Annotated in this window: 20 protein-coding genes and 1 pseudogene; 12 read left to right on the plus strand and 9 right to left on the minus strand. The window is 60.2% G+C overall.

What is annotated here, in order from left to right; all coding sequences use genetic code 11:
* Positions 1 to 5 precede the first annotated feature (5 nt).
* From rfbC to ATY29_RS06515, 6 genes and pseudogenes are all read right to left on the minus strand, one after another.
* Positions 6 to 584: a dTDP-4-dehydrorhamnose 3,5-epimerase gene (gene rfbC / locus ATY29_RS06490; protein WP_003574055.1), complete on the minus strand. Its 579-nt coding sequence runs from the start codon at positions 582 to 584 to the stop codon at positions 6 to 8.
* Positions 574 to 2,585: pseudogene (locus ATY29_RS06495) on the minus strand (CgeB family protein). The gene rfbC and the pseudogene ATY29_RS06495 overlap by 11 nt, the downstream one beginning before the upstream one ends.
* 253 nt (positions 2,586 to 2,838) lie before the next feature.
* Positions 2,839 to 3,645, minus strand: coding sequence for a hypothetical protein (locus tag ATY29_RS06500; protein ID WP_003574051.1), 807 nt, complete (start codon positions 3,643 to 3,645; stop codon positions 2,839 to 2,841).
* 169 nt (positions 3,646 to 3,814) lie between these two features.
* Positions 3,815 to 4,327, minus strand: coding sequence for a GNAT family N-acetyltransferase (locus ATY29_RS06505; protein ID WP_097535576.1), 513 nt, complete (start codon positions 4,325 to 4,327; stop codon positions 3,815 to 3,817).
* 10 nt (positions 4,328 to 4,337) lie between these two features.
* The gene (locus ATY29_RS06510) at positions 4,338 to 4,841 is read right to left on the minus strand and encodes a cupin domain-containing protein (RefSeq protein ID WP_097535578.1); all 504 of its coding nucleotides are present in this window, start codon (positions 4,839 to 4,841) and stop codon (positions 4,338 to 4,340) included.
* Between the two features lie 145 nt (positions 4,842 to 4,986).
* Positions 4,987 to 5,346 (minus strand): hypothetical protein, encoded by a 360-nt coding sequence (locus ATY29_RS06515; RefSeq protein ID WP_003574045.1) that lies wholly within the window; start codon positions 5,344 to 5,346, stop codon positions 4,987 to 4,989.
* A gap of 130 nt (positions 5,347 to 5,476) precedes the next feature.
* Here ATY29_RS06515 and ATY29_RS36355 point away from each other — a divergent pair, with 130 nt between their 5' ends.
* From ATY29_RS36355 to ATY29_RS06530, 4 genes are all read left to right on the plus strand, one after another.
* Positions 5,477 to 5,686 (plus strand): hypothetical protein, encoded by a 210-nt coding sequence (locus ATY29_RS36355; RefSeq protein WP_128398469.1) that lies wholly within the window; start codon positions 5,477 to 5,479, stop codon positions 5,684 to 5,686.
* 3 nt (positions 5,687 to 5,689) lie between these two features.
* A complete protein-coding gene (gene ribH, locus ATY29_RS06520) occupies positions 5,690 to 6,145 on the plus strand; it encodes a 6,7-dimethyl-8-ribityllumazine synthase (protein ID WP_003574043.1) in 456 nt (151 codons plus the stop codon).
* A gap of 3 nt (positions 6,146 to 6,148) precedes the next feature.
* On the plus strand, positions 6,149 to 6,631 hold the full coding sequence (gene nusB, locus ATY29_RS06525) for a transcription antitermination factor NusB (RefSeq protein WP_003574041.1): 483 nt from the start codon (positions 6,149 to 6,151) through the stop codon (positions 6,629 to 6,631).
* Positions 6,632 to 6,829: 198 nt separating this feature from the next.
* Entirely contained in the window at positions 6,830 to 8,968 is a 2,139-nt protein-coding gene (locus ATY29_RS06530; protein ID WP_003574040.1) for a sodium-translocating pyrophosphatase, read from the plus strand.
* 103 nt (positions 8,969 to 9,071) lie between these two features.
* Here ATY29_RS06530 and ATY29_RS06535 read toward each other — a convergent pair whose 3' ends face one another.
* A complete protein-coding gene (locus tag ATY29_RS06535) occupies positions 9,072 to 9,605 on the minus strand; it encodes an outer membrane protein assembly factor BamE (protein ID WP_097535580.1) in 534 nt (177 codons plus the stop codon).
* A gap of 189 nt (positions 9,606 to 9,794) precedes the next feature.
* Here ATY29_RS06535 and ATY29_RS06540 point away from each other — a divergent pair, with 189 nt between their 5' ends.
* The 6 genes from ATY29_RS06540 (at position 9,795) to ATY29_RS06565 (ending at position 14,249) form a co-directional block, all read left to right on the plus strand.
* Entirely contained in the window at positions 9,795 to 10,415 is a 621-nt protein-coding gene (locus ATY29_RS06540; protein ID WP_080588200.1) for a ubiquinol-cytochrome C chaperone family protein, read from the plus strand.
* A gap of 10 nt (positions 10,416 to 10,425) precedes the next feature.
* A complete protein-coding gene (locus ATY29_RS06545) occupies positions 10,426 to 10,980 on the plus strand; it encodes a YceD family protein (RefSeq protein WP_003574034.1) in 555 nt (184 codons plus the stop codon).
* Between the two features lie 98 nt (positions 10,981 to 11,078).
* The gene (plsX, locus tag ATY29_RS06550) at positions 11,079 to 12,125 is read left to right on the plus strand and encodes a phosphate acyltransferase PlsX (RefSeq protein ID WP_003574032.1); all 1,047 of its coding nucleotides are present in this window, start codon (positions 11,079 to 11,081) and stop codon (positions 12,123 to 12,125) included.
* Between the two features lie 20 nt (positions 12,126 to 12,145).
* Positions 12,146 to 13,117: a beta-ketoacyl-ACP synthase III gene (locus tag ATY29_RS06555; protein WP_025415844.1), complete on the plus strand. Its 972-nt coding sequence runs from the start codon at positions 12,146 to 12,148 to the stop codon at positions 13,115 to 13,117.
* Between the two features lie 104 nt (positions 13,118 to 13,221).
* A complete protein-coding gene (locus ATY29_RS06560; RefSeq protein WP_003574027.1) occupies positions 13,222 to 13,560 on the plus strand; it encodes an integration host factor subunit alpha in 339 nt (112 codons plus the stop codon).
* Between the two features lie 149 nt (positions 13,561 to 13,709).
* Positions 13,710 to 14,249, plus strand: coding sequence for a MerR family transcriptional regulator (locus ATY29_RS06565; protein WP_003574025.1), 540 nt, complete (start codon positions 13,710 to 13,712; stop codon positions 14,247 to 14,249).
* Positions 14,250 to 14,315: 66 nt separating this feature from the next.
* On the opposite strand, the gene ATY29_RS06570 is transcribed toward ATY29_RS06565, so the two are convergent.
* On the minus strand, positions 14,316 to 14,663 hold the full coding sequence (locus tag ATY29_RS06570) for a response regulator (RefSeq protein WP_025415845.1): 348 nt from the start codon (positions 14,661 to 14,663) through the stop codon (positions 14,316 to 14,318).
* 270 nt (positions 14,664 to 14,933) lie between these two features.
* On the opposite strand from ATY29_RS06570, the gene ATY29_RS06575 reads away from it, so the two are divergent.
* Positions 14,934 to 16,580: an ATP-binding protein gene (locus tag ATY29_RS06575; RefSeq protein ID WP_025415846.1), complete on the plus strand. Its 1,647-nt coding sequence runs from the start codon at positions 14,934 to 14,936 to the stop codon at positions 16,578 to 16,580.
* Between the two features lie 39 nt (positions 16,581 to 16,619).
* Here the strand turns inward: ATY29_RS06575 and ATY29_RS06580 are convergent, their stop codons facing one another.
* Complete coding sequence (locus ATY29_RS06580) at positions 16,620 to 16,934, minus strand: DUF1236 domain-containing protein (RefSeq protein ID WP_025415847.1); 315 nt, start codon at positions 16,932 to 16,934, stop codon at positions 16,620 to 16,622.
* A 310-nt stretch (positions 16,935 to 17,244) separates the two neighbouring features.
* Between ATY29_RS06580 and bcsN the strand changes: the two genes are divergently transcribed.
* Positions 17,245 to 18,237: a cellulose biosynthesis protein BcsN gene (gene bcsN / locus ATY29_RS06585; RefSeq protein ID WP_097535582.1), complete on the plus strand. Its 993-nt coding sequence runs from the start codon at positions 17,245 to 17,247 to the stop codon at positions 18,235 to 18,237.
* The last annotated feature ends 18 nt before the right edge of the window (positions 18,238 to 18,255 follow it).

An 18,255-nucleotide genomic window follows, 5' to 3' on the forward strand; every position in this document is an offset into this window, starting at 1 on the left:
GTGGATCAATCCTCGGGTAGCTGTGCTGAATAGGAAAAATGGCCTGGCAGTTCGGCGAGCCGCGGCAGCGTCTTGTCCTTGTCGGACGATACCATTTCTCTCTCGTCGAAGGGCCAGCGAATGCCGATCGTGGGATCGTTCCACGCGATGCCCCGATCATGCTGCGGGCTGTAGGGTGCGGTTACCTTGTAGCTGATGACGCTGTTCGGCTCGATCGTGACGAACCCGTGCGCGAAACCGGCCGGTATCCAGAGCTGCTTGCCGGTTTCAGGCGAGAGCTCCTGAGAGAGCCATTTGCCGAAGCTCGGCGATCCCACGCGGATATCGACGACGACATCCATGATCCGGCCGGCAAGGCAACGCACCAGCTTGCCCTGTGCGAAGGGCGGGATCTGGAAATGCAGCCCCCGGACGGTGCCGGCCTGCGCCGAAAGCGATTCATTGTCCTGGACGAACGTGACGTCTGCCACATTTTCCCGGAACCAGGCATCCTTGAATACCTCGGAGAAGTAGCCGCGGTGATCGCCGAAGCGTGGCGGGGTGATTGCTACGATGCCTTCGATGGCCGCGGTCTCAATGCGCATGACGTACCTTTTCTGCGGCCTTCATCAGGCGCCTGCCTTCATGACGCTCATCAGCATGTCCGCCTGCGAGCGGCTCTGCATGGCCGCAAGGCCTGTCGCGGCAATGGCATCGCGCTCGTCGGCATCGGCGATCAGCTTGTAGCAGCGCTCGATCATGTCGTCATAGGGCTCGATTGCCAAACCGCCGATAAAGGGCTGGAGGTCCGGATCGCGAATGTCGCCTTCCGTCAGCACGCAAACGCGATTGGCGAGCAGATAGGAAATGCGCACGATCTCGAAGACGCCGCTCGCATAATGATGGATGTTGATCACGATCTTGGCGCGGGCAATCGCCGCATCGCGTTCCGCACCATAGATGTTGAAGAGGTGCGCGACCTTGAGCCCGCCGTCCTTCAGCGTCTTCAGGATATGGTGGCGGCGTTCGTTCATCGAGCCGTAGAAGAGCACGTCGATATCTCTGACGGGATTGTGCTTTATCTGGCTGAGGCAGTTGCTATAGCCGATTTCGAGGACGCCGGCGTGATCAATGCCCTTGGCGGCGAGATTTTCGCGGTTGCGTGGGCTGTAGTCGAGCACCGGCATCGCCCTCAGGATCGACGTATAGCGCGAATTGATCCAGCTGCTTTCTTCGGACACCTGCTCGAGGTTGATGATGACGCTGTCTTTCGGCAGATGGTCGACGATGTCGGCGGGGAGAAGATTGCCGCCATAGATGATCGGCGCACGGCCGGCGAATGCGTTCATGTCGCGGGTGATCGGTGCCGAGCCGCCGAGTTCCTCGAAGGCGCCTTGCAGGCCGAGCGCGACTTCGTCGAAGGCGTGGCTGTGATTGTAGTTGTCGGGCGTCACGATCCAGATGCAATGGCGGTCCTTGTGTGCCTGCCATCCGCCGTTAAAGGGTTGCAACGAATGGCCGAGCGGCTGCTCGATCTTCGGTGCAGCTGGTATAGCGGGCCTTGCTGTCTGTACGGGCTGCTGCGGCACCGCAGAGGCGCCGGAAGGCTGCTGGGCGTGGGCGCGCATCAATTCGCAGCCGCCGATGAATTGGCCGCGCGGCATCCAGGCGGGCGGATCATCAGCCATCCAGATCAGATGCGGCTGCTTGATGAGCGGTTGGCGGCCTTGCTGCCAAGCGGTCAGGAGAGCATCGTCAGGGCTCCGCAGGAAAGCTTCCTTGGCGGCGAAGAGGCCATGCAGCATCCGGCCGAGGCGGACACCGAACTTCCATTCGAAATCGGCAACGGTCGGTACGAAGGCGGCGATCTTCAATCCGGAGGCGGCTGCCTGCTGGATATAAAGCCCGAGTAGACGCTCGATCACGAAGGGGCGCATCTTCGCGTTGGCATCGCGTGAATAGTGAGCCGTACCAGCATAGGCGGCGCCCGCCGCCGTGCCGGCTCGCGCTTGGTTTTCCAGCGATTCGAGAATGCGTTCGCAAAAGGCGAAATAGCCGGACCAGAATTTCCGGTTGCCGCAGAAATAGTTGCAGAATGCGAAGGCAGTCTTGTCTTGGGGCGGCGCGATCGGATAGCCGAGCTCCTGGATATGCAGAAAGATCGGCTCCATGCCGGGGTGACCGCCAAGCAGCGAATGTTCCCAGACGTTGCTGTAGATCGCCGCGTGGCCGATCAGCGGATTGTAAAGATAGGCGTCCGCGCCTTCTGCCCTGGCCTTTTCCGCCTCGGTGACAAAGGACGGAAAGCTCGTCACCGACTTCATCTCGAATTTGCTGGAGAGCAGCCCCCAAAACACGTCGTCGCCGAGGCCGATGGCCTCGTGATGCTGATGCAGGGTGAGGAAGAGTTCATATTCGCGGGTCGTAGGCTGCGTGTTGAACGAGATGTCGAGCGGCATGGCCGCCGCGTCGAGCTGGCCGCGCTGCGAAGCATCGAGATAAGGCTGATAGACAATGACGGATCCCGTGCCGGCAGCTTTCTCCGTGAGAAGCGCCAGATCAGGAAGGCCGGCCGGCAAAGAAGAAATGGGCTGATTGATCGTCAAGGTATCGTCCTTCGCGAATGGCTGCCGTCTGTTTGGGAAATCCGCAGAATGGCAATTCGAGCCTGTTTGGTGCCTACTATTTGAGGTGAAGCTTGCGCCACACTGTTCGCAGAACTGTCGCTGGCAATCTGGAGGGGTGTGGGAACTCAGCCATCCCCCTTCCAGTTTTCTCTAGCCAGCTTTATTGGCTCAGCCGCTTCTGCTGCCGGTGTCGCAAGAGTTGCGATGTTCCGTTTGGATTGGGCCGCTCGGTTTATACGCCGCTTCTATAGACGCCATCATTCGATACGGTGGCTATATCCCCGAACAAGGACCCAGGCAGGGTATTGCCATAGAGTTCGGCTATCCGTTTGACGAGAAGATAGCTTCCGAGACGCTCCTGGCAAAATGAGATCGCGCGTTTCTGCACGGGGTCATCGGCTTGAAACGGTTGATATCGTTTCGCAAATTCAAAAGACGGCGCCACCATGCGGACAAAAGTGTCCAGCCACCAGTCCGTCGGATAGGTGCCGAGTTCAATGCCTCCAGGAACGAAAGTGCTGGAGTTAAAAAACTGCAAAGCTTCGGCTTGCGTTAAAGTGTTTGCTTCGATTGCAAACGCTGTATATCTGAGAAAGTCAACAATATTGTGGAAGCGTGCATAGTGTTGAGATATGTTGTGGAGGTTTAACGGCCGAGGCAGAAAGAAATTCTCTGAAAAAAACTGCGGATCCTCCGGTCTTGTGATTTCCACTTCTTCAGAAGTCGTTGTATTCATCCCGGGATATTCGGGGTTCGGGGTCCCGATTTTTAGCCTCGTTAGAAATTTACGATACTGCCAGATGGTAACGTTGCGATGTTTTGCTGGCTCTTCCGAAACGACCTTCGCGATGACGATCGTTCCAAGAGATCCTGACAATTTCGCGTGAAGCTCCTCCGGCTCGCTGAAAAAATCATAGCCGGCAATGACATCCATTCCCCTGCTTTCCAAAGGCAGTTTAGAGTTGAGCCATATGATTTTCGCGCCCTCGGGAGGAGGGTAGCTCGGCAAATCCTTATGGCAAACAATGAAAATGGTCATATTTGTAATCAGCCTCTGATGGACGGGGAGTGTCTGCCGGCTGAAATTACCACGCGGCTCGCCCGTCAATGCTTCGTTGTGTCGAGGTGGCGGACGTCAGCATTCCTAGCGTTTCTGCCTCTTGTCAGCGACTCTACAGCGCGTTGCTTGCGCGTAGCCGGTGCGAAGCCTAGCGCGAAAACTGAATGACTTCGCCGTTGTACTGCGTGCGCGTGGTCTCGCGAAAACCGAGTTTGGCTGCGACCCGCAACGAGGCCGGATCCGGGCTGATGATGCAGCTCATCGGTTTTGCCGGGAAATGTGCTTGCCCCCAGCCGATCAGGGCGGTCAACGCTTCGGTGGCGTAACCGCGCCCGTGCGCCGAGGGTATCAGCGCCCAGCCGAGTTCCATCGTCCCCTCGATCGATGGCGTCATCTCGCGGCGGGATTCCAAGAAGCCCGCTTCGCCGATGAACCGGTCGCTCGCCTTTTCCACGATCGCAAGAAAGCCGAAGCCCATATGGTGCCACATGCCGGCAATCCGCAGCATGCGGCTCCAGCTCTGCTCGCGCGTCGACGGGATGCCGCTGATGAAGCGGACGACGTCTTCATCAGCCCAGAGTGCCGCATGCGCCTCGAAATCATCGAGGCGGTGAGGGCGGAGCGTCAGCCGCTCCGTTTCGAGGGTTGGAATATCGGTCATATCGGGTCCTTCAAGCGCCGGGCTCGCCGACCCAATAGTCGAGATCGGCTCCCGGCCGGCCGATATGACGGAAGCGCAGAGGTTTGGTATCGCCCCTATTGGTCTTGGCAAGAAACTTTCCGGAATCCGGATATTCGACGATCTCGGTCTTCGCCATCGTCGAGATGCCGAGATAGACAAGCGGAGCCGTGCCGGTGTTGATGATCTGGTGCGCTGTTTCCGGGCCGCCGGCTGGTGCGCCGAGCGCGTCGCCCGCCTTGATCGCATGGCGCTCCCCCCCGAAGCGGTATTCGCCGGTGCCTGAAATCACGTAGAAAAGCTCGTCTTCGACGTGATGGTTGTGGAAGGGGCAGCCCGATTTGCCCGGCGGCACCTCGTTGTAGCTGATGCCGAGGCCGGTCAGGCCGAGAAGCGCGCCGAACGACGTGTCGACGCTCTCATAGAGCGTGCCCTGTTGCCAATGGTCGAGCTTTAGATCGGCGATATTGATCACCGCCTTCGATTCCGTCGCCATGATGTCCTCCTGTTGCAGGAAGAGAAACCATCATCGCCTGGAAAAATTCAATGGTTTTCTGGAAAATCCCCGGCATGGGCGGAGAGGAGACCGCCGCCCATGCTATGAGCGCCGCGCACCGAAGGGGACGCGATGCGCTGAAACGTCAACGGACGTAGAAGGTCACGCTTCCGTCGGCTGCCTGTTCGGCATTGACGATATTGCGGACGTCGACGCCCTCGTTGTTGAGACGATGGGCAAGCGATCTGTTGGCGTCGATCGAGGCCTGGATGGCGTGAACGGCCTGGCCGGAACGTTCCGGCGCCGAGCGCGGCCCGGTGTTCTCGTCGTCGAGGTTGCGCCAGTTGTGGACCTGCTCGACGTTGAAATCATTGCCGTGGAAGGTCCGGAGTGTCTGCTCGATGCCCTGGGCGCTGTTCATCCCAAGGCTTTCGGCCCGGCTGACGCCGGCAAATGCGAGGGAGGAGAGGGCTGCAGCGATGCTGATGGTGACAACGCGGTTCATGATTGTATCCTTTCATCTGCTTTAACGGTCGACTGTCGTTGCAGGGGATCGTCTGTCACGACATGGAATTGGCGCTCTTCCATTCGCGATTCAATAGGTTAAGCCACTGAAAACCCATTAAGAATTGTTCATGAAATCCGCCTTCGAAATGCCGTTTTCCAGGCATGCGGAAAAACCGGTTCGAGAGGCTTGCCGAGCAGTACAGGCCCGGCGCGGCTATCCCCTTGCGGATATTTCTTCTTTGGCATTGCGGCATCGGGCGAAAGTGCTTGCCATTCTGGTGAAGGCATGTTTTGACCGCGGCCTGCCGAGTGGAAAACGCCCCACAAAACGAAGGTGAACCATGCCGAGAGAGACCGCTCCCCATATTTTGATCGTTGAGGCCCGCTTCTACGACGACATGGCCGACGCCCTGCTCGAAGGTGCGACCTTCGCATTGGAACAGGCCGGCGCCACCTTCGAGGTCGTTACCGTTCCGGGCGCACTGGAAATTCCGGCGGCAATTGCCATGTCGCTCGATGGAGACGACAATGGCGGAACGCATTATGATGGCTATGTCGCGCTCGGCATGGTCATTCGCGGCGAGACCTATCACTTCGATATCGTGTCGAATGAATCCTCGCGCGCTTTGATGGATCTTGCGGTCAGTGAGTCGCTTGCCATCGGCAACGGCATTCTGACCGTCGAGAACGACGAACAGGCATGGGCGCGGGCGCGCCGCTCGGACAAGGACAAGGGCGGATTTGCCGCTCGCGCGGCTCTGACGATGATCGAGCTGAAGCAGAAACTGGGTGCATAACGAATGAACGACGACAAGACGGAACGGCCGGTCAAGACTGCAAACCAGCGGGGCGCTGCCCGTCTTGCTGCCGTTCAGGCACTATATCAGATGGATGTCGGCGGCACCGGTGTTCTGGAAATCGTCGCCGAATACGAGGCGCACCGTCTCGGCCAGGAACTCGACGGCGCGACCTATCTGAAGGCCGATGCCGGCTGGTTCCGTTCCATCGTCTCCGGCGTCGTGCGCGATCAGGTCCGCCTCGATCCGCTGATTGCCGCGGCCCTGCAGGATGATTGGGCCTTGTCGCGCCTCGACAGCACCGTGCGCGCCATCCTGCGCGCCGGCGTCTTCGAGATCACCGACCGCAAGGACGTCCCGGTGGCGGTCATCGTTACCGAATATGTCGAGATCGCCCAGGCCTTCTTCGATGACGACGAGCCGAAGCTCGTCAATGCGGTGCTCGACCGTATTGCAAAGCAGGTGCGCGGCGAGACGAAGAAGTAAGTCTTTAGCCGCCAAACAATCTCCCTAAGTCTTTCTTCGCACTGCAACGGTTTTCGCTCGTTGCGGTCTTGACGCCACGTGATCGACCACGCAATCTCCGCACCGCTTAGCTGTGGCATTTCTGTGGAGAGGAAGGCGATTCGGCGGCGTATCTGCCGGAGAAGGAGTGAGCTCCGGCCTATGGGAGGAAAGAGCGAAATGACGATTCTTTTATGCGTAATCGCATGCGGTCTGCTCTCGGTGGTCTATGCCGCCTGGGCAACCCGGTCGGTGCTTGCCGCCGATCAGGGCAACAGCCGCATGCAGGAGATCGCGGGCTATATCCGCGAAGGCGCTCAGGCCTATTTGACCCGCCAGTACAGAACCATTGCCCTTGTCGGCGTCGTCGTTTTCATCGCAGCCTGGCTGCTACTTTCCGCCGAGGCAGCCATCGGCTTCCTGATCGGCGCCGTACTATCAGGTGCTGCCGGCTTTATCGGCATGCATGTCTCCGTGCGCGCCAATGTGCGCACCGCCCAGGCGGCCTCCGCCAGCCTTTCCGCCGGCCTAGACATCGCCTTCAAGTCAGGTGCGATCACCGGCATGCTGGTGGCCGGCCTCGCACTGCTCGGCGTCTCCATCTACTATACCATTTTGACCGTTGGCCTCGGCCATGAGAGCGGTTCGCGCGAAGTCATCGATGCGCTGGTGGCGCTCGGCTTCGGCGCTTCGCTGATTTCGATCTTCGCCCGTCTCGGCGGCGGCATCTTCACCAAGGGCGCCGATGTCGGCGGCGACCTCGTCGGCAAGGTGGAAGCCGGCATTCCCGAGGACGATCCGCGCAACCCGGCAACGATTGCCGATAACGTTGGCGACAATGTCGGCGACTGCGCCGGCATGGCCGCCGACCTCTTTGAAACCTATGCGGTTTCCGTCGTCGCCACCATGGTTCTTGCCGCGATATTCTTTGCCGGCGCGCCGATCCTCCAGTCGGCGATGATCTATCCGCTGGCGATCTGCGGCGCCTGCATCATCACTTCGATCATCGGCACCTTTTTCGTCAAGCTCGGCTCGAACGGCTCAATCATGGGCGCTCTTTACAAGGGCCTTATCGTCACCGGCCTGCTGTCGATCGTCGGTCTTGGCGCCGCCACCTCGCTGACGGTTGGCTGGGGCTCGCTCGGCACGGTTGGCGGCGTCGACATTTCAGGCACGCACCTCTTCTTCTGCGGCATCGTCGGTCTTGTCGTCACCGCGCTGATCGTGGTGATCACCGAATATTATACCGGCACGGGCAAGCGCCCGGTCGTTTCAATCGCCCAGGCCTCGGTCACCGGTCACGGCACCAATGTCATCCAGGGCCTGGCCGTCTCGCTGGAATCGACGGCACTGCCGGCGATCGTCATCGTTGGCGGCATTCTCGCCACCTACCAGCTCGGCGGCCTTTTCGGCACCGGCATTGCAGTGACCGCGATGCTCGGCATTGCCGGGATGATCGTCGCGCTCGACGCCTTCGGACCGGTGACGGACAATGCCGGCGGTATCGCCGAAATGTCGCATCTGCCGCCGGAAGTGCGCAAATCCACGGATGCGCTCGATGCTGTCGGCAATACGACCAAAGCCGTCACCAAGGGTTATGCCATCGGTTCGGCCGGTCTCGGCGCCCTGGTTCTCTTCGCAGCCTACTCCTACGACCTCAAATATTTTGCGGCGAATGGCGACAAGTTCCCTTATTTCGCCGGCATAGGCGATATTTCCTTCGATCTTTCCAACCCCTATGTGGTGGCGGGATTAATCTTCGGCGGCCTCGTTCCTTACCTCTTCGGCGGCATCGCAATGACGGCCGTCGGCCGTGCGGCCGGTGCGATCGTCGAAGAAGTTCGCCGTCAGTTCAAGGAAAAGCCGGGCATCATGCAGGGCACGGAAAAGCCGGATTACGGCAGGGCCGTCGACCTTCTGACCAAGGCCGCAATCCGCGAGATGATCGTGCCGTCGCTGCTGCCGGTGCTGGCGCCGATCGTCGTTTATTTCGGCGTGCTGCTCATCTCCGGCTCCAAGGCCTCGGCCTTTGCCGCGCTTGGCGCATCGCTGCTCGGCGTCATCATCAACGGCCTCTTCGTCGCCATCTCGATGACATCGGGCGGCGGCGCCTGGGACAATGCCAAGAAGAGCTTCGAGGACGGGTTCGTCGACAAGGATGGCGTGCGTCACATGAAGGGCTCCGATGCGCACAAGGCGTCGGTCACCGGCGATACGGTCGGCGATCCCTACAAGGACACTGCGGGTCCCGCCGTCAACCCGGCGATCAAGATCACCAACATCGTCGCGCTGCTGCTGCTCGCCGTTCTCGCCGGATAAACAGCGCCGGCCGGTTAGGTGCGGTAAGCGTCAAGTCGGAGCAGCGATCATTAAAAAACCCGCCGGAGCGATCCGGCGGGTTTTTCGTATGAGGCGTATCGGGTCAGCGCAGGCTGCTCGGATTTTGTGGCGTGCCGCCGGCGCCGCCACCGAACAGGCTGCGGGCGGCGCTCGCGGCGCTGCCGCCGGAGAGCATCTGCTGCAGGAAGGTGAGTTCCTTGCCGCCGGTCGGCGTGACGCGACCGATCGAGTCGAACACCTTGCCGTCCTGCAGCGTATAGTTGGCGCGGCGGCTGACGACGCTGTCCTTGTCGAAATAGATCGCCAGGACGCTCTGGTCGACGACCTTCAGTTTCTGGAAGGCGACCGCACGCGTGCGCCGCTGCGAGATATAATAGAAGACTTCGCCGTCGAAGGTCGCCGTCGTCGACGGGGTGCCGAGCGAAAGCAGCACCTGCTCGCGGCTCGATCCTTCCGGAACGAGGTTCAGCGACTCCTGGTCGGCGACGTATCCGCCATTGAGCACGGTGCTGGTCTGGCAACCGGAAAGAGCTGATGTGGAGGCGATTATAAAGGCAATGGCCGCGCTGCTGAAGAACTTCACGTCAGACTTGAAATACCGTTTCTTCAACGACATCTACTCCCTTGAGTGTCGATAAGCAGCCATTTGGGGCCTTGCACGCATTACCTCCTGCAAAACCATTGTGGCCATTCCGGGTCGAATGTCCCGAATTCGCTTCGCTGACGCATCGAGGGCGTCGTCCCGAAACTGGCCACGATCGGCATTGCAATTCGCGCCTGCTTCGGTAAACCAGCTTTTCAAATCATGCAACAAGGCCAGAGGCCAGCCGGCGTGAAGAATGAGGCATTTCCGGAAAAAACAATGATCTTCGGGCTGTTCCGTAAGAAAAACAACAATCAGGCAATCGTCGACAGGCAATATGCGGTGCTGACGGCGGCCGCGCGCATGCCGGAGATTTATGAGCGGCTCAATGTGCCGGATACGGTCATGGGCCGTTTCGAGATGCTGTCGATCGCCATGATTCTATTTTTTCGCCGCACGCGCAGCTCCGCCACCAGCGGCCAGGAGATCGCCCAGGAGATCGTCGACGCCTTCTTCCAGGATATCGACTACTCGATCCGCGAACTCGGCATCGGCGACAACAGCGTGCCGAAGCGCATGAAGAAGCTCGCCGGCATGTTTTACGGCCGGCTCGAAGCCTATTCGAAGGCGATGGATACCGGCGATACTGAAGCGCTCGCTCTCGCGCTCACGCGCAATATCTATCCGGAAAGCCCGGTGCCGGCCGATATGTCCGGCCTCGCCGGATGGATGATGGCCGCGGAAGCGCATTTGTCGGCCCTATCGGAAGAGGAGATCGCCACCGGTTCGGCAACGCTCCCGCCGGTCGCCAGCCCACCTGTCGCCAGCCCACCTGTCGCTTGAGGAGGAAATCATGAAGAACGATCGGGACGATGTTCCCTTCTCCTATCACGTCAAGGTCGGCCATATCTCGGCCAACCCGGTCGAGGTCCATGTCGAGGCCGACGCAAACGAATTGAAGGCGCTGGCCGCAAGCTGGAATGTCGTCTCGGTCGACGATCTCAGCGCCGATCTGCAGATTGCCCGCTGGAAGCGTGACGGCGTGCGCATCAGGGGCCGCGTGAAGGCGAAGATCGTCCAATCCTGCGTGGTGACGCTGGAGCCGGTCGAATCCGCCATCGACGAGAGCTTCGAGCAGATCTTCGTGCCGGAGGGTTCCAAGCTTGCCCGCCAGGCCGGCAATGATGCCGGCGAGATGTTGCTCGATCCCGACGGTCCCGATCTGCCCGAGACCTTTGTCGGCGATACGATCGATGCCGGCGAGGTGGTTGCCGAATTCGCCGCTCTCGCGATCGATCCCTATCCGCGCAAGGGGGGCATCGAATTCGCAGGCCATATCGAGGATAGCGGCGAGGACGACAAAAAGCCTTCGGCTTTCGCGGCCCTCAAGGATTGGAAAAAGGACTGAAGCGCCTCTGGCATTTGACATAATTCAGTTGTAAGCGACGCCAAAACCGGTATTTTGGCCGAAATTTCGCCCTCGGCGAAAAGAAGGATCAGGGACGCGTGATCAGAATATCTCTCGACCTCATGGGTGGCGACTTTGGTCCCCAGGTTGTCATCCCCGGCGCCGCCAAGGCGCTGGATCGGCATCCGGATATTTCCTTCGTTTTCTACGGTCTCAAGGAACAATGCGATCCGGTCCTTGCCAAGTTTCCGAAGCTTAAGGAAAAATCGGTCTTTCATGATTGCGAGCTCGCGGTCAGCATGGAAGAGAAGCCGAGCCAGGCGTTGCGCCGCGGCCGCTATATCTCCACCATGTGGCGCTCGATCGAGGCGGTGAAGACGGGTGAAGCCGACGTCGCCGTCTCAGCCGGCAATACCGGCGCGCTGATGGCAATGGCGAAGTTCTGTCTGCGCACCATGGCCAATATCGAGCGCCCGGCGATCGCCGCGATCTGGCCGACGCTGAAAGGCGAGAGCATCGTCCTCGACGTCGGAGCGACGATCGGCGCCGATGCGCAGCAACTGATGGATTTTGCCCTGATGGGCGGCGCCATGGCGCGGGCGCTATTCGAGGTCGAACGGCCGACAGTCGGCCTTCTGAATGTCGGCGTCGAGGAGATGAAAGGCCAGGAGGAAGTCAAGGAGGCCGGCCGGCTGTTGCGCGAGGCGAACATCGATTCGCTCGAATATTCCGGCTTCGTCGAGGGCAATGACCTTGGCAAGGGCACGGTCGACGTCGTCGTCACCGAAGGGTTCTCAGGCAATATCGCGCTGAAGACGGCCGAAGGCACCGCCAAGCAGATCGGCGAATATCTGCGCGCTGCCATGTCGCGCACGCTGCTCGCCCGCATCGGCTATCTCTTCGCCAAAAGCGCCTTCGACATGCTTCGCGAGAAGCTCGATCCGAGCAAGGTCAATGGCGGCGTGTTTCTCGGCCTGAACGGCATCGTCATCAAGAGCCATGGCGGCGCGAATGCCGAAGGCATCGCCGCTGCCATCGAAGTCGGCTACGACATGGCCAAGAACGGCCTTAATCAGAAAATAGAAAACGATCTTAAGAAATATCATGCCAAGCGGCTGCCCCCGATGGGCCCGGAAGCTGCATGAGCAATGGGGTTCAATCGAATATGATCCGTTCAGTGGTTCGCGGGTTCGGAGCCGCACTTCCGAAGCGCGTAATGACCAATGGTGACATGGAGGCGATCGTCGATACGTCGGACGAATGGATCGTCCAACGCACCGGCATCCGCCAGCGTTATGTCGCCGGCGACGAAGAGACGACGGCATCGCTCGGCGAGGCTGCCGCGCGTGCTGCCCTTGCCAATGGCGGCCTGACGCCAGCCGATATCGATCTGATCATCTGCGCCACCTCGACGCCTGACAACACCTTTCCGGCAACCTCGGTCAACATCCAGAACCGCCTCGGCATGAGCCACGGCTTTGCCTTCGACGTCCAGGCCGTCTGCACCGGTTTCGTCTATGCGGTTACGACAGCGGATGCCTATATCCGCGGCGGCCTTGCCAAGCGCGTTCTCGTTATTGGCGCTGAAACCTTTTCACGCATTCTCGACTGGAACGACCGCACCACCTGCGTGCTGTTCGGCGATGGCGCCGGTGCGATCGTGCTCGAAGCGACGGAAGGCGAGGGCACCGTTGCTGATCGCGGCGTACTGACGGCGCATCTGCGCTCCGACGGCTCGCACAAGGACAAGCTTTATGTCGATGGCGGGCCGTCGTCGACGGGCACCGTCGGCAAGCTGCGCATGGAAGGCCGCGAGGTCTTCAAATACGCCGTCGGCATGATCACCGATGTCATTCAGGCTGCCTTCGATGCGACCGGCACCACCGCCGACGACCTCGACTGGCTGGTGCCGCATCAGGCCAATCGGCGCATTATCGACGGTTCGGCCAAGAAGCTGAACATCGATGCGGCGAAGGTCGTCATCACGGTCGATCTGCACGGCAATACCTCGGCGGCCTCGATCCCGCTCGCCCTTGCGACCGCTGCCGGCGACGGCCGCATCAAGAAGGGCGACCTGGTGATGCTCGAGGCGATGGGCGGCGGCTTCACCTGGGGCGCCGTTCTGCTGCGCTGGTAGGCGTAAATCCAAAAAACTGGCGGCGAACAAGAGCTTGACCGTAAGGCGCAAGACAAATACTCTTTGCGCGATTTCACAAAATATTTGTAATGGGCGGGGAAACCATGACCGGAAAGACAGTGACGCGAGCAGACCTGGCGGAATCCGTTTTCCGCAAGGTTGGGCTTTCCCGGACCGAATCTGCGGAACTTGTGGAAACCGTCATCGACGAAGTTTGCAACGCCATCGTGCGGGGTGAAACCGTCAAGCTGTCCTCTTTCGCCACCTTCCAGGTGCGCGACAAGAACGAGCGGATCGGCCGCAACCCGAAGACCGGCGAGGAGGTTCCGATTTCTCCCCGCCGGGTCATGACTTTCAAGGCGTCGAACGTGCTGAAGACTCGTATCCTCAAGGCGCATGTCTCCCGCAAGGTCAAGCTGAAGCCGCAAAATCCGGCATCCTGATCATCGGCTTCCCGTCTTTAAACGGTGTTTTTTCCCTTCGCACCGTGCTGCGTTGTGCGCAACGTCGAGACATGACTTGAATTGTCGGCGCCAAACCGTTGAAATATGATGAGTCGCCGTAAGATCGAGCCGCGAGGTCGCGTAGCAGTATGACGTTGGACAAGAGCCCCGATGCCTTTCGCACCATCAGCGAAGTCGCAGACGATCTTGATCTGCCGCAGCATGTGCTGCGCTTCTGGGAGACGCGTTTTCCCCAGATAAAGCCGATGAAGCGCGGCGGCGGCCGTCGCTACTACCGGCCCGAGGATGTGGATCTCCTCAAGGGCATCCGGCATTTGCTCTATGATCACGGTTATACGATCAAGGGTGTGCAGAAGCTTCTGAAAACCAACGGCAACAAGTTCGTCATATCGGTCGGCCACGGCGATCTCGCTAGTGTCGAGGCGCTTGCGTCGGGTGTGCAGGAGGCGAGCGCCGGGGAACCGCGCGTCGGCATGGCCGATGAAGACCAGATTGTCGGCCGCGCCAAGCCGCCGATTACCCGCCGCTTCTTCAATTTTGTGGCTGGTGAGGACGAGCAGGAAGTCTCGATCGGCAAGTCAAGCGTCGGCAAGGAAGACAGGGCATTGCTGCAGGAGGCGCTCTACGACCTGCTGGAGTGCAAACGTCTGCTCGATCAGGTGCGCTGACCGGAACTCTTTAATTTTATGCGCGTCGTTATCCCGGAATCGCTGCACGCTTCCCGGCAACACACGTCAGGTTCCAGTAAGCCGCTTCATCGTCTGTTCGAGTTCGCTGAGCTGGAAAGGTTTTTGCAGCACCGGCAATGTGGTCGGGCTGCTGCCGGCAGGGGCGGCGCCGTATCCCGTCGCGTAGACATAGGGTTTGCCGCGTTCGTCGAGCAGTTTTGCGACCGGCAGCGAGCTTTGACCGGCAAGCGAGACGTCGAGAATGGCAGCGTCGAATTCCGTGTCCCTGGCGGCTGCCAGCGCCCGTTCCAGATCGGGCGCGCTGGCGCAAACCCGATAGCCGAGATCGGCGAGCATATCCTCGAGCAGCATGGCAATCAGCGCATCGTCTTCGACGATGAATATGTCTTTCATGTTCGCGTCCACCCATTTCCCCTTGCCGGGCATGCGGATTTATGTGGACTCCATGCACGGCTCGTCAAGATGTCCTACCCGGTAGTGCGAGAAACAGCATATTGCCGGGTGAAATTCGATGTGTAAAAGCTGGAATGCCGCCTGCACAACGGCGGCTGCATAATTCCTTCAATCAGAATCGATTTTGGGATTAAACTCTGCAGCAATTCAAAGTGTTACGGCGCCATTTGCGCATCTGAAAAGACGCGGCGCCGTGAGGAGGGGTCTGGAATGGATTTGCTGAGTGCCACGGATTGGCTGCGCCATAGGCCGGGTTATACATATCCGTTGGCCGTTGCCTTCGTTGGCCTGACATTTCTTCTGAGGCTTGCCGTCAGCGACTATCTCTCCGGTTTTCCCTTCCTGAGCTTCCTTCCGGCGATATTGCTGGCGAGTTTCATAGGCGGCGCCGGGCCGGGCTTTGTCGCGGCAATACTGGCCGCCTTCATCGTCCAGCAGTTTTTCGTCGAGCCGCACAATATCTTCTGGCCGGTCAGCGCCGGCCAATGGGTTGGGCTGTCGACCTATCTCATCAATGCGGTCATCATCGTCGGGCTGATGGAGTTGATCATCAAAGCGCATGGCCGGCAGAGCCGGCTCCGCAACGAGCTCAACAGTTTCAACACGCGCCTCGAACAGACAGTGGTTCAGCGCACCGCCGAACTCAGGCACGAGATGGAAGAGAATGCCGCCGCACAGGCGCAGGTCCGCCAGTTGCAGAAGATGGAGACGATCGGTCAGCTCACAGGCGGCGTCGCGCATGATTTCAATAACATGCTGGCGATCATCATCGGCAACCTCGACCTCGCCCAGCGGCGCATGACGGGGCATGAGGATCCGCGCCTGCTGAATTCTATCCAGAATGCTAAAGACGGCGCCCAGAGGGCAGCGGTTCTGACCGCGCGCCTTCTCGCTTTCTCGCGCCAGCAGCCGCTTGCCCCTGAGGTGATCGATCTCAACAAGCTGGTCGGCGGCATGTCGGAGTTGCTGCGGCGTACCCTCGGCGAGCACATCCGGATCGAGACCGTGCTCGCTGGCGGCCTTTGGCCGAGTTTTGCCGATTTGAGCCAGCTTGAGAATGCCATCCTGAACCTTGCCGTCAACGCCCGCGACGCCATGCCCGGCGGCGGACATCTTACCATCGAGACCGCAAATACCGAACTCGACGAGCGATATTCCCGCATGCATTCGGAGGTCGAGGCCGGCCAATATGTAATGATCAGCATCACCGACACCGGCACCGGCATGTCGCCTGACGTGATCGACCGGGCATTCGACCCGTTCTACACCACCAAGGGTCCCGGCAAGGGCACTGGTCTCGGCCTCAGCCAGGTTTATGGCTACATCAAGCAGAGCGGTGGCCACATCAAGATCTATTCGGAGATCGACAGGGGCACGACGGTAAAGATCTACCTACCCCGGCATGTCGGGGCGACGGACGCCAGGTTCAATGCGGCTGGCGCCCAGCCTATTCCTCAGGGCAGCGTCAACGATACCATCCTGGTGGTGGAGGATGATGAGAACGTCCGCATGATGACCGCCGAAAGCCTGCATGAACTTGGTTACACCGTGTTGCAGGCGGCAAGCGGTATGGAGGCGCTTCTGCTTCTGGAAGAAAATCGGGAGGTCGATCTGATCTTCACCGATATCGTCATGCCGCAGATGAGCGGACGCCAGCTTGCCGATATTGTTCAGGAAAAATGGCCGGCGATCCGCATCCTCTACACGACGGGCTACACCCGCAATGCCATCGTCCATAACGGGGTGCTCGATCATGGTGTCTCCCTGCTCGCCAAGCCTTTCAGCCTGGAGCAGCTCGCCCACAAGATCCGCGAACTTCTGAATGTGCCGGCGAGAATGGAAGATGAGAGGACGTGAAGCCGCACCACGGCCGCACATCCACTGTTGGCGACCGCGTTATTCCAGAACCTGGATCACGCGGTGCGTCTTCGGCTCGACGATGACGCGCCGCTCATTGATGACAGTATAGCCATAGCCGTCAATATTCGGCACGGTATGTACTTCGACGGTATCGGGCAGCGTCGCGCCGACCGCGATATCGCCTTCATAGACGGCGGACGGCGTGTTTTGTTCCATCACATAGGTGCGAACTTCGCCCGGCAACACGACGGAGCCGGTCGGCGCGGGATCGGTGATGATGACAGTGCTCTGCGCGAAGGCGGCGGAGCTGATGGTCAGCACGGCGGCGGCAGCCAGCATGATGGTGCGCACGGGATGTTCTCCTTTTTAACCTAAGACATCAAGGCAACGCCGGCCGTACGGCATAGTTCCGCGCCGGCTCTTCTTGGCGGAAGGCAGGCGCCAGGCCTGCAAGATATTGCTAAACCAAATTATGCACCATACGGTTGATCTGTCCGAATCACGGTCAGTGCGAGTCCGTCCGGCGGCAGGGCCGGGTGTTTACTCTTCATTAACCATGTTGGCGATTTATACCCTGTGAACGGCCGTGTGGTCGTTGATTCGAAGGTCCGTCGCGTTTTGCGAATGGATATCTGGAAAGACGATTGCGGCGGCTCGAGACATGCGTTTGCGGAAGACGATATCGCTGGTGGCCGTATTGGGCATGATGGCCGGCTGTACGTCGACAGGCGGTGTGCGCGAGCCCTCCGGGCCGGAGACCGTGGCGCCTGAAAAGGCGCTGGTCCTGCCGCCGCCCGGCGGCCCGTCGATCGTCAGCGTCGTCGAGCGCAAGCGTGGCAACGGCGTCGAACAGACGGTTTCCTTGTTTACGTCATCCTCCGTTCCCGGCCAGAATTTCCTGAAGGTCCAGTTTTTCGGCGCATCCGGGGCCAACCCCGGCACCGGCAATGCCAGCTTCAGCATGATCAACGAGAGCGGCATTGCCCGCGAGGTGGCGCGCTCGGCCCCCGGCGTGCCCATGGCGACGTCGGCGACCTTCCTGCAGAACAGCTATGGCCCCTTCGGTTATGCCTCCGGCCGCAGCCGTGCCGGCGACACCTGCCTCTATGCCTGGCAGCAGATCCGCTCAAGCGTCAACGCCACCAGCCGGGCGCGCAACTTCGGCATGATCCAGCTGCGCCTGCGTCTCTGCGACGCGAACGCCAGCGAGCGCCAGCTGCTTAGCATCGTCTATGGTTACACCATAGTCGGTAGCTTCGACGGAGTGATCTGGAATCCTTACGGCAATCCGCCGCCCGCCGATGCCGCGCTGGGGCGCACCGGCGAGCCGATCTATCCTGACCAGGGCGGTTATCGCGCCAGCCCGATGCCGATCGGCTACGAGCCGGCGCCCGCCATTGTCAGCCGGCCGCGGGCGGTTTTGCCCCGCAGCGCTTCGACCCCGCAACCGGCGCAAGGCCCCGCACCGATGCCTCCGCCCATCGGCCCGCGTGTGCCGCTGCCCGGCGAGGCGCCGCAGGCGAGGGCAACGCCGGATGCGGCAGCCGCGCCGCCCGAACAACCGGTCGTACAATCCGCAAGAGCGATCGGCGTCGCTGTGCCATCGCCGGACTGCATAGGCGACGCGGCCATGACGGCCGCCTGCCGGAGATAGAGCATGATGCCGAAAAGT

Origin of the sequence: Rhizobium hidalgonense (assembly GCF_002914525.1) — a bacterium.
Classification (GTDB): domain Bacteria; phylum Pseudomonadota; class Alphaproteobacteria; order Rhizobiales; family Rhizobiaceae; genus Rhizobium; species Rhizobium hidalgonense.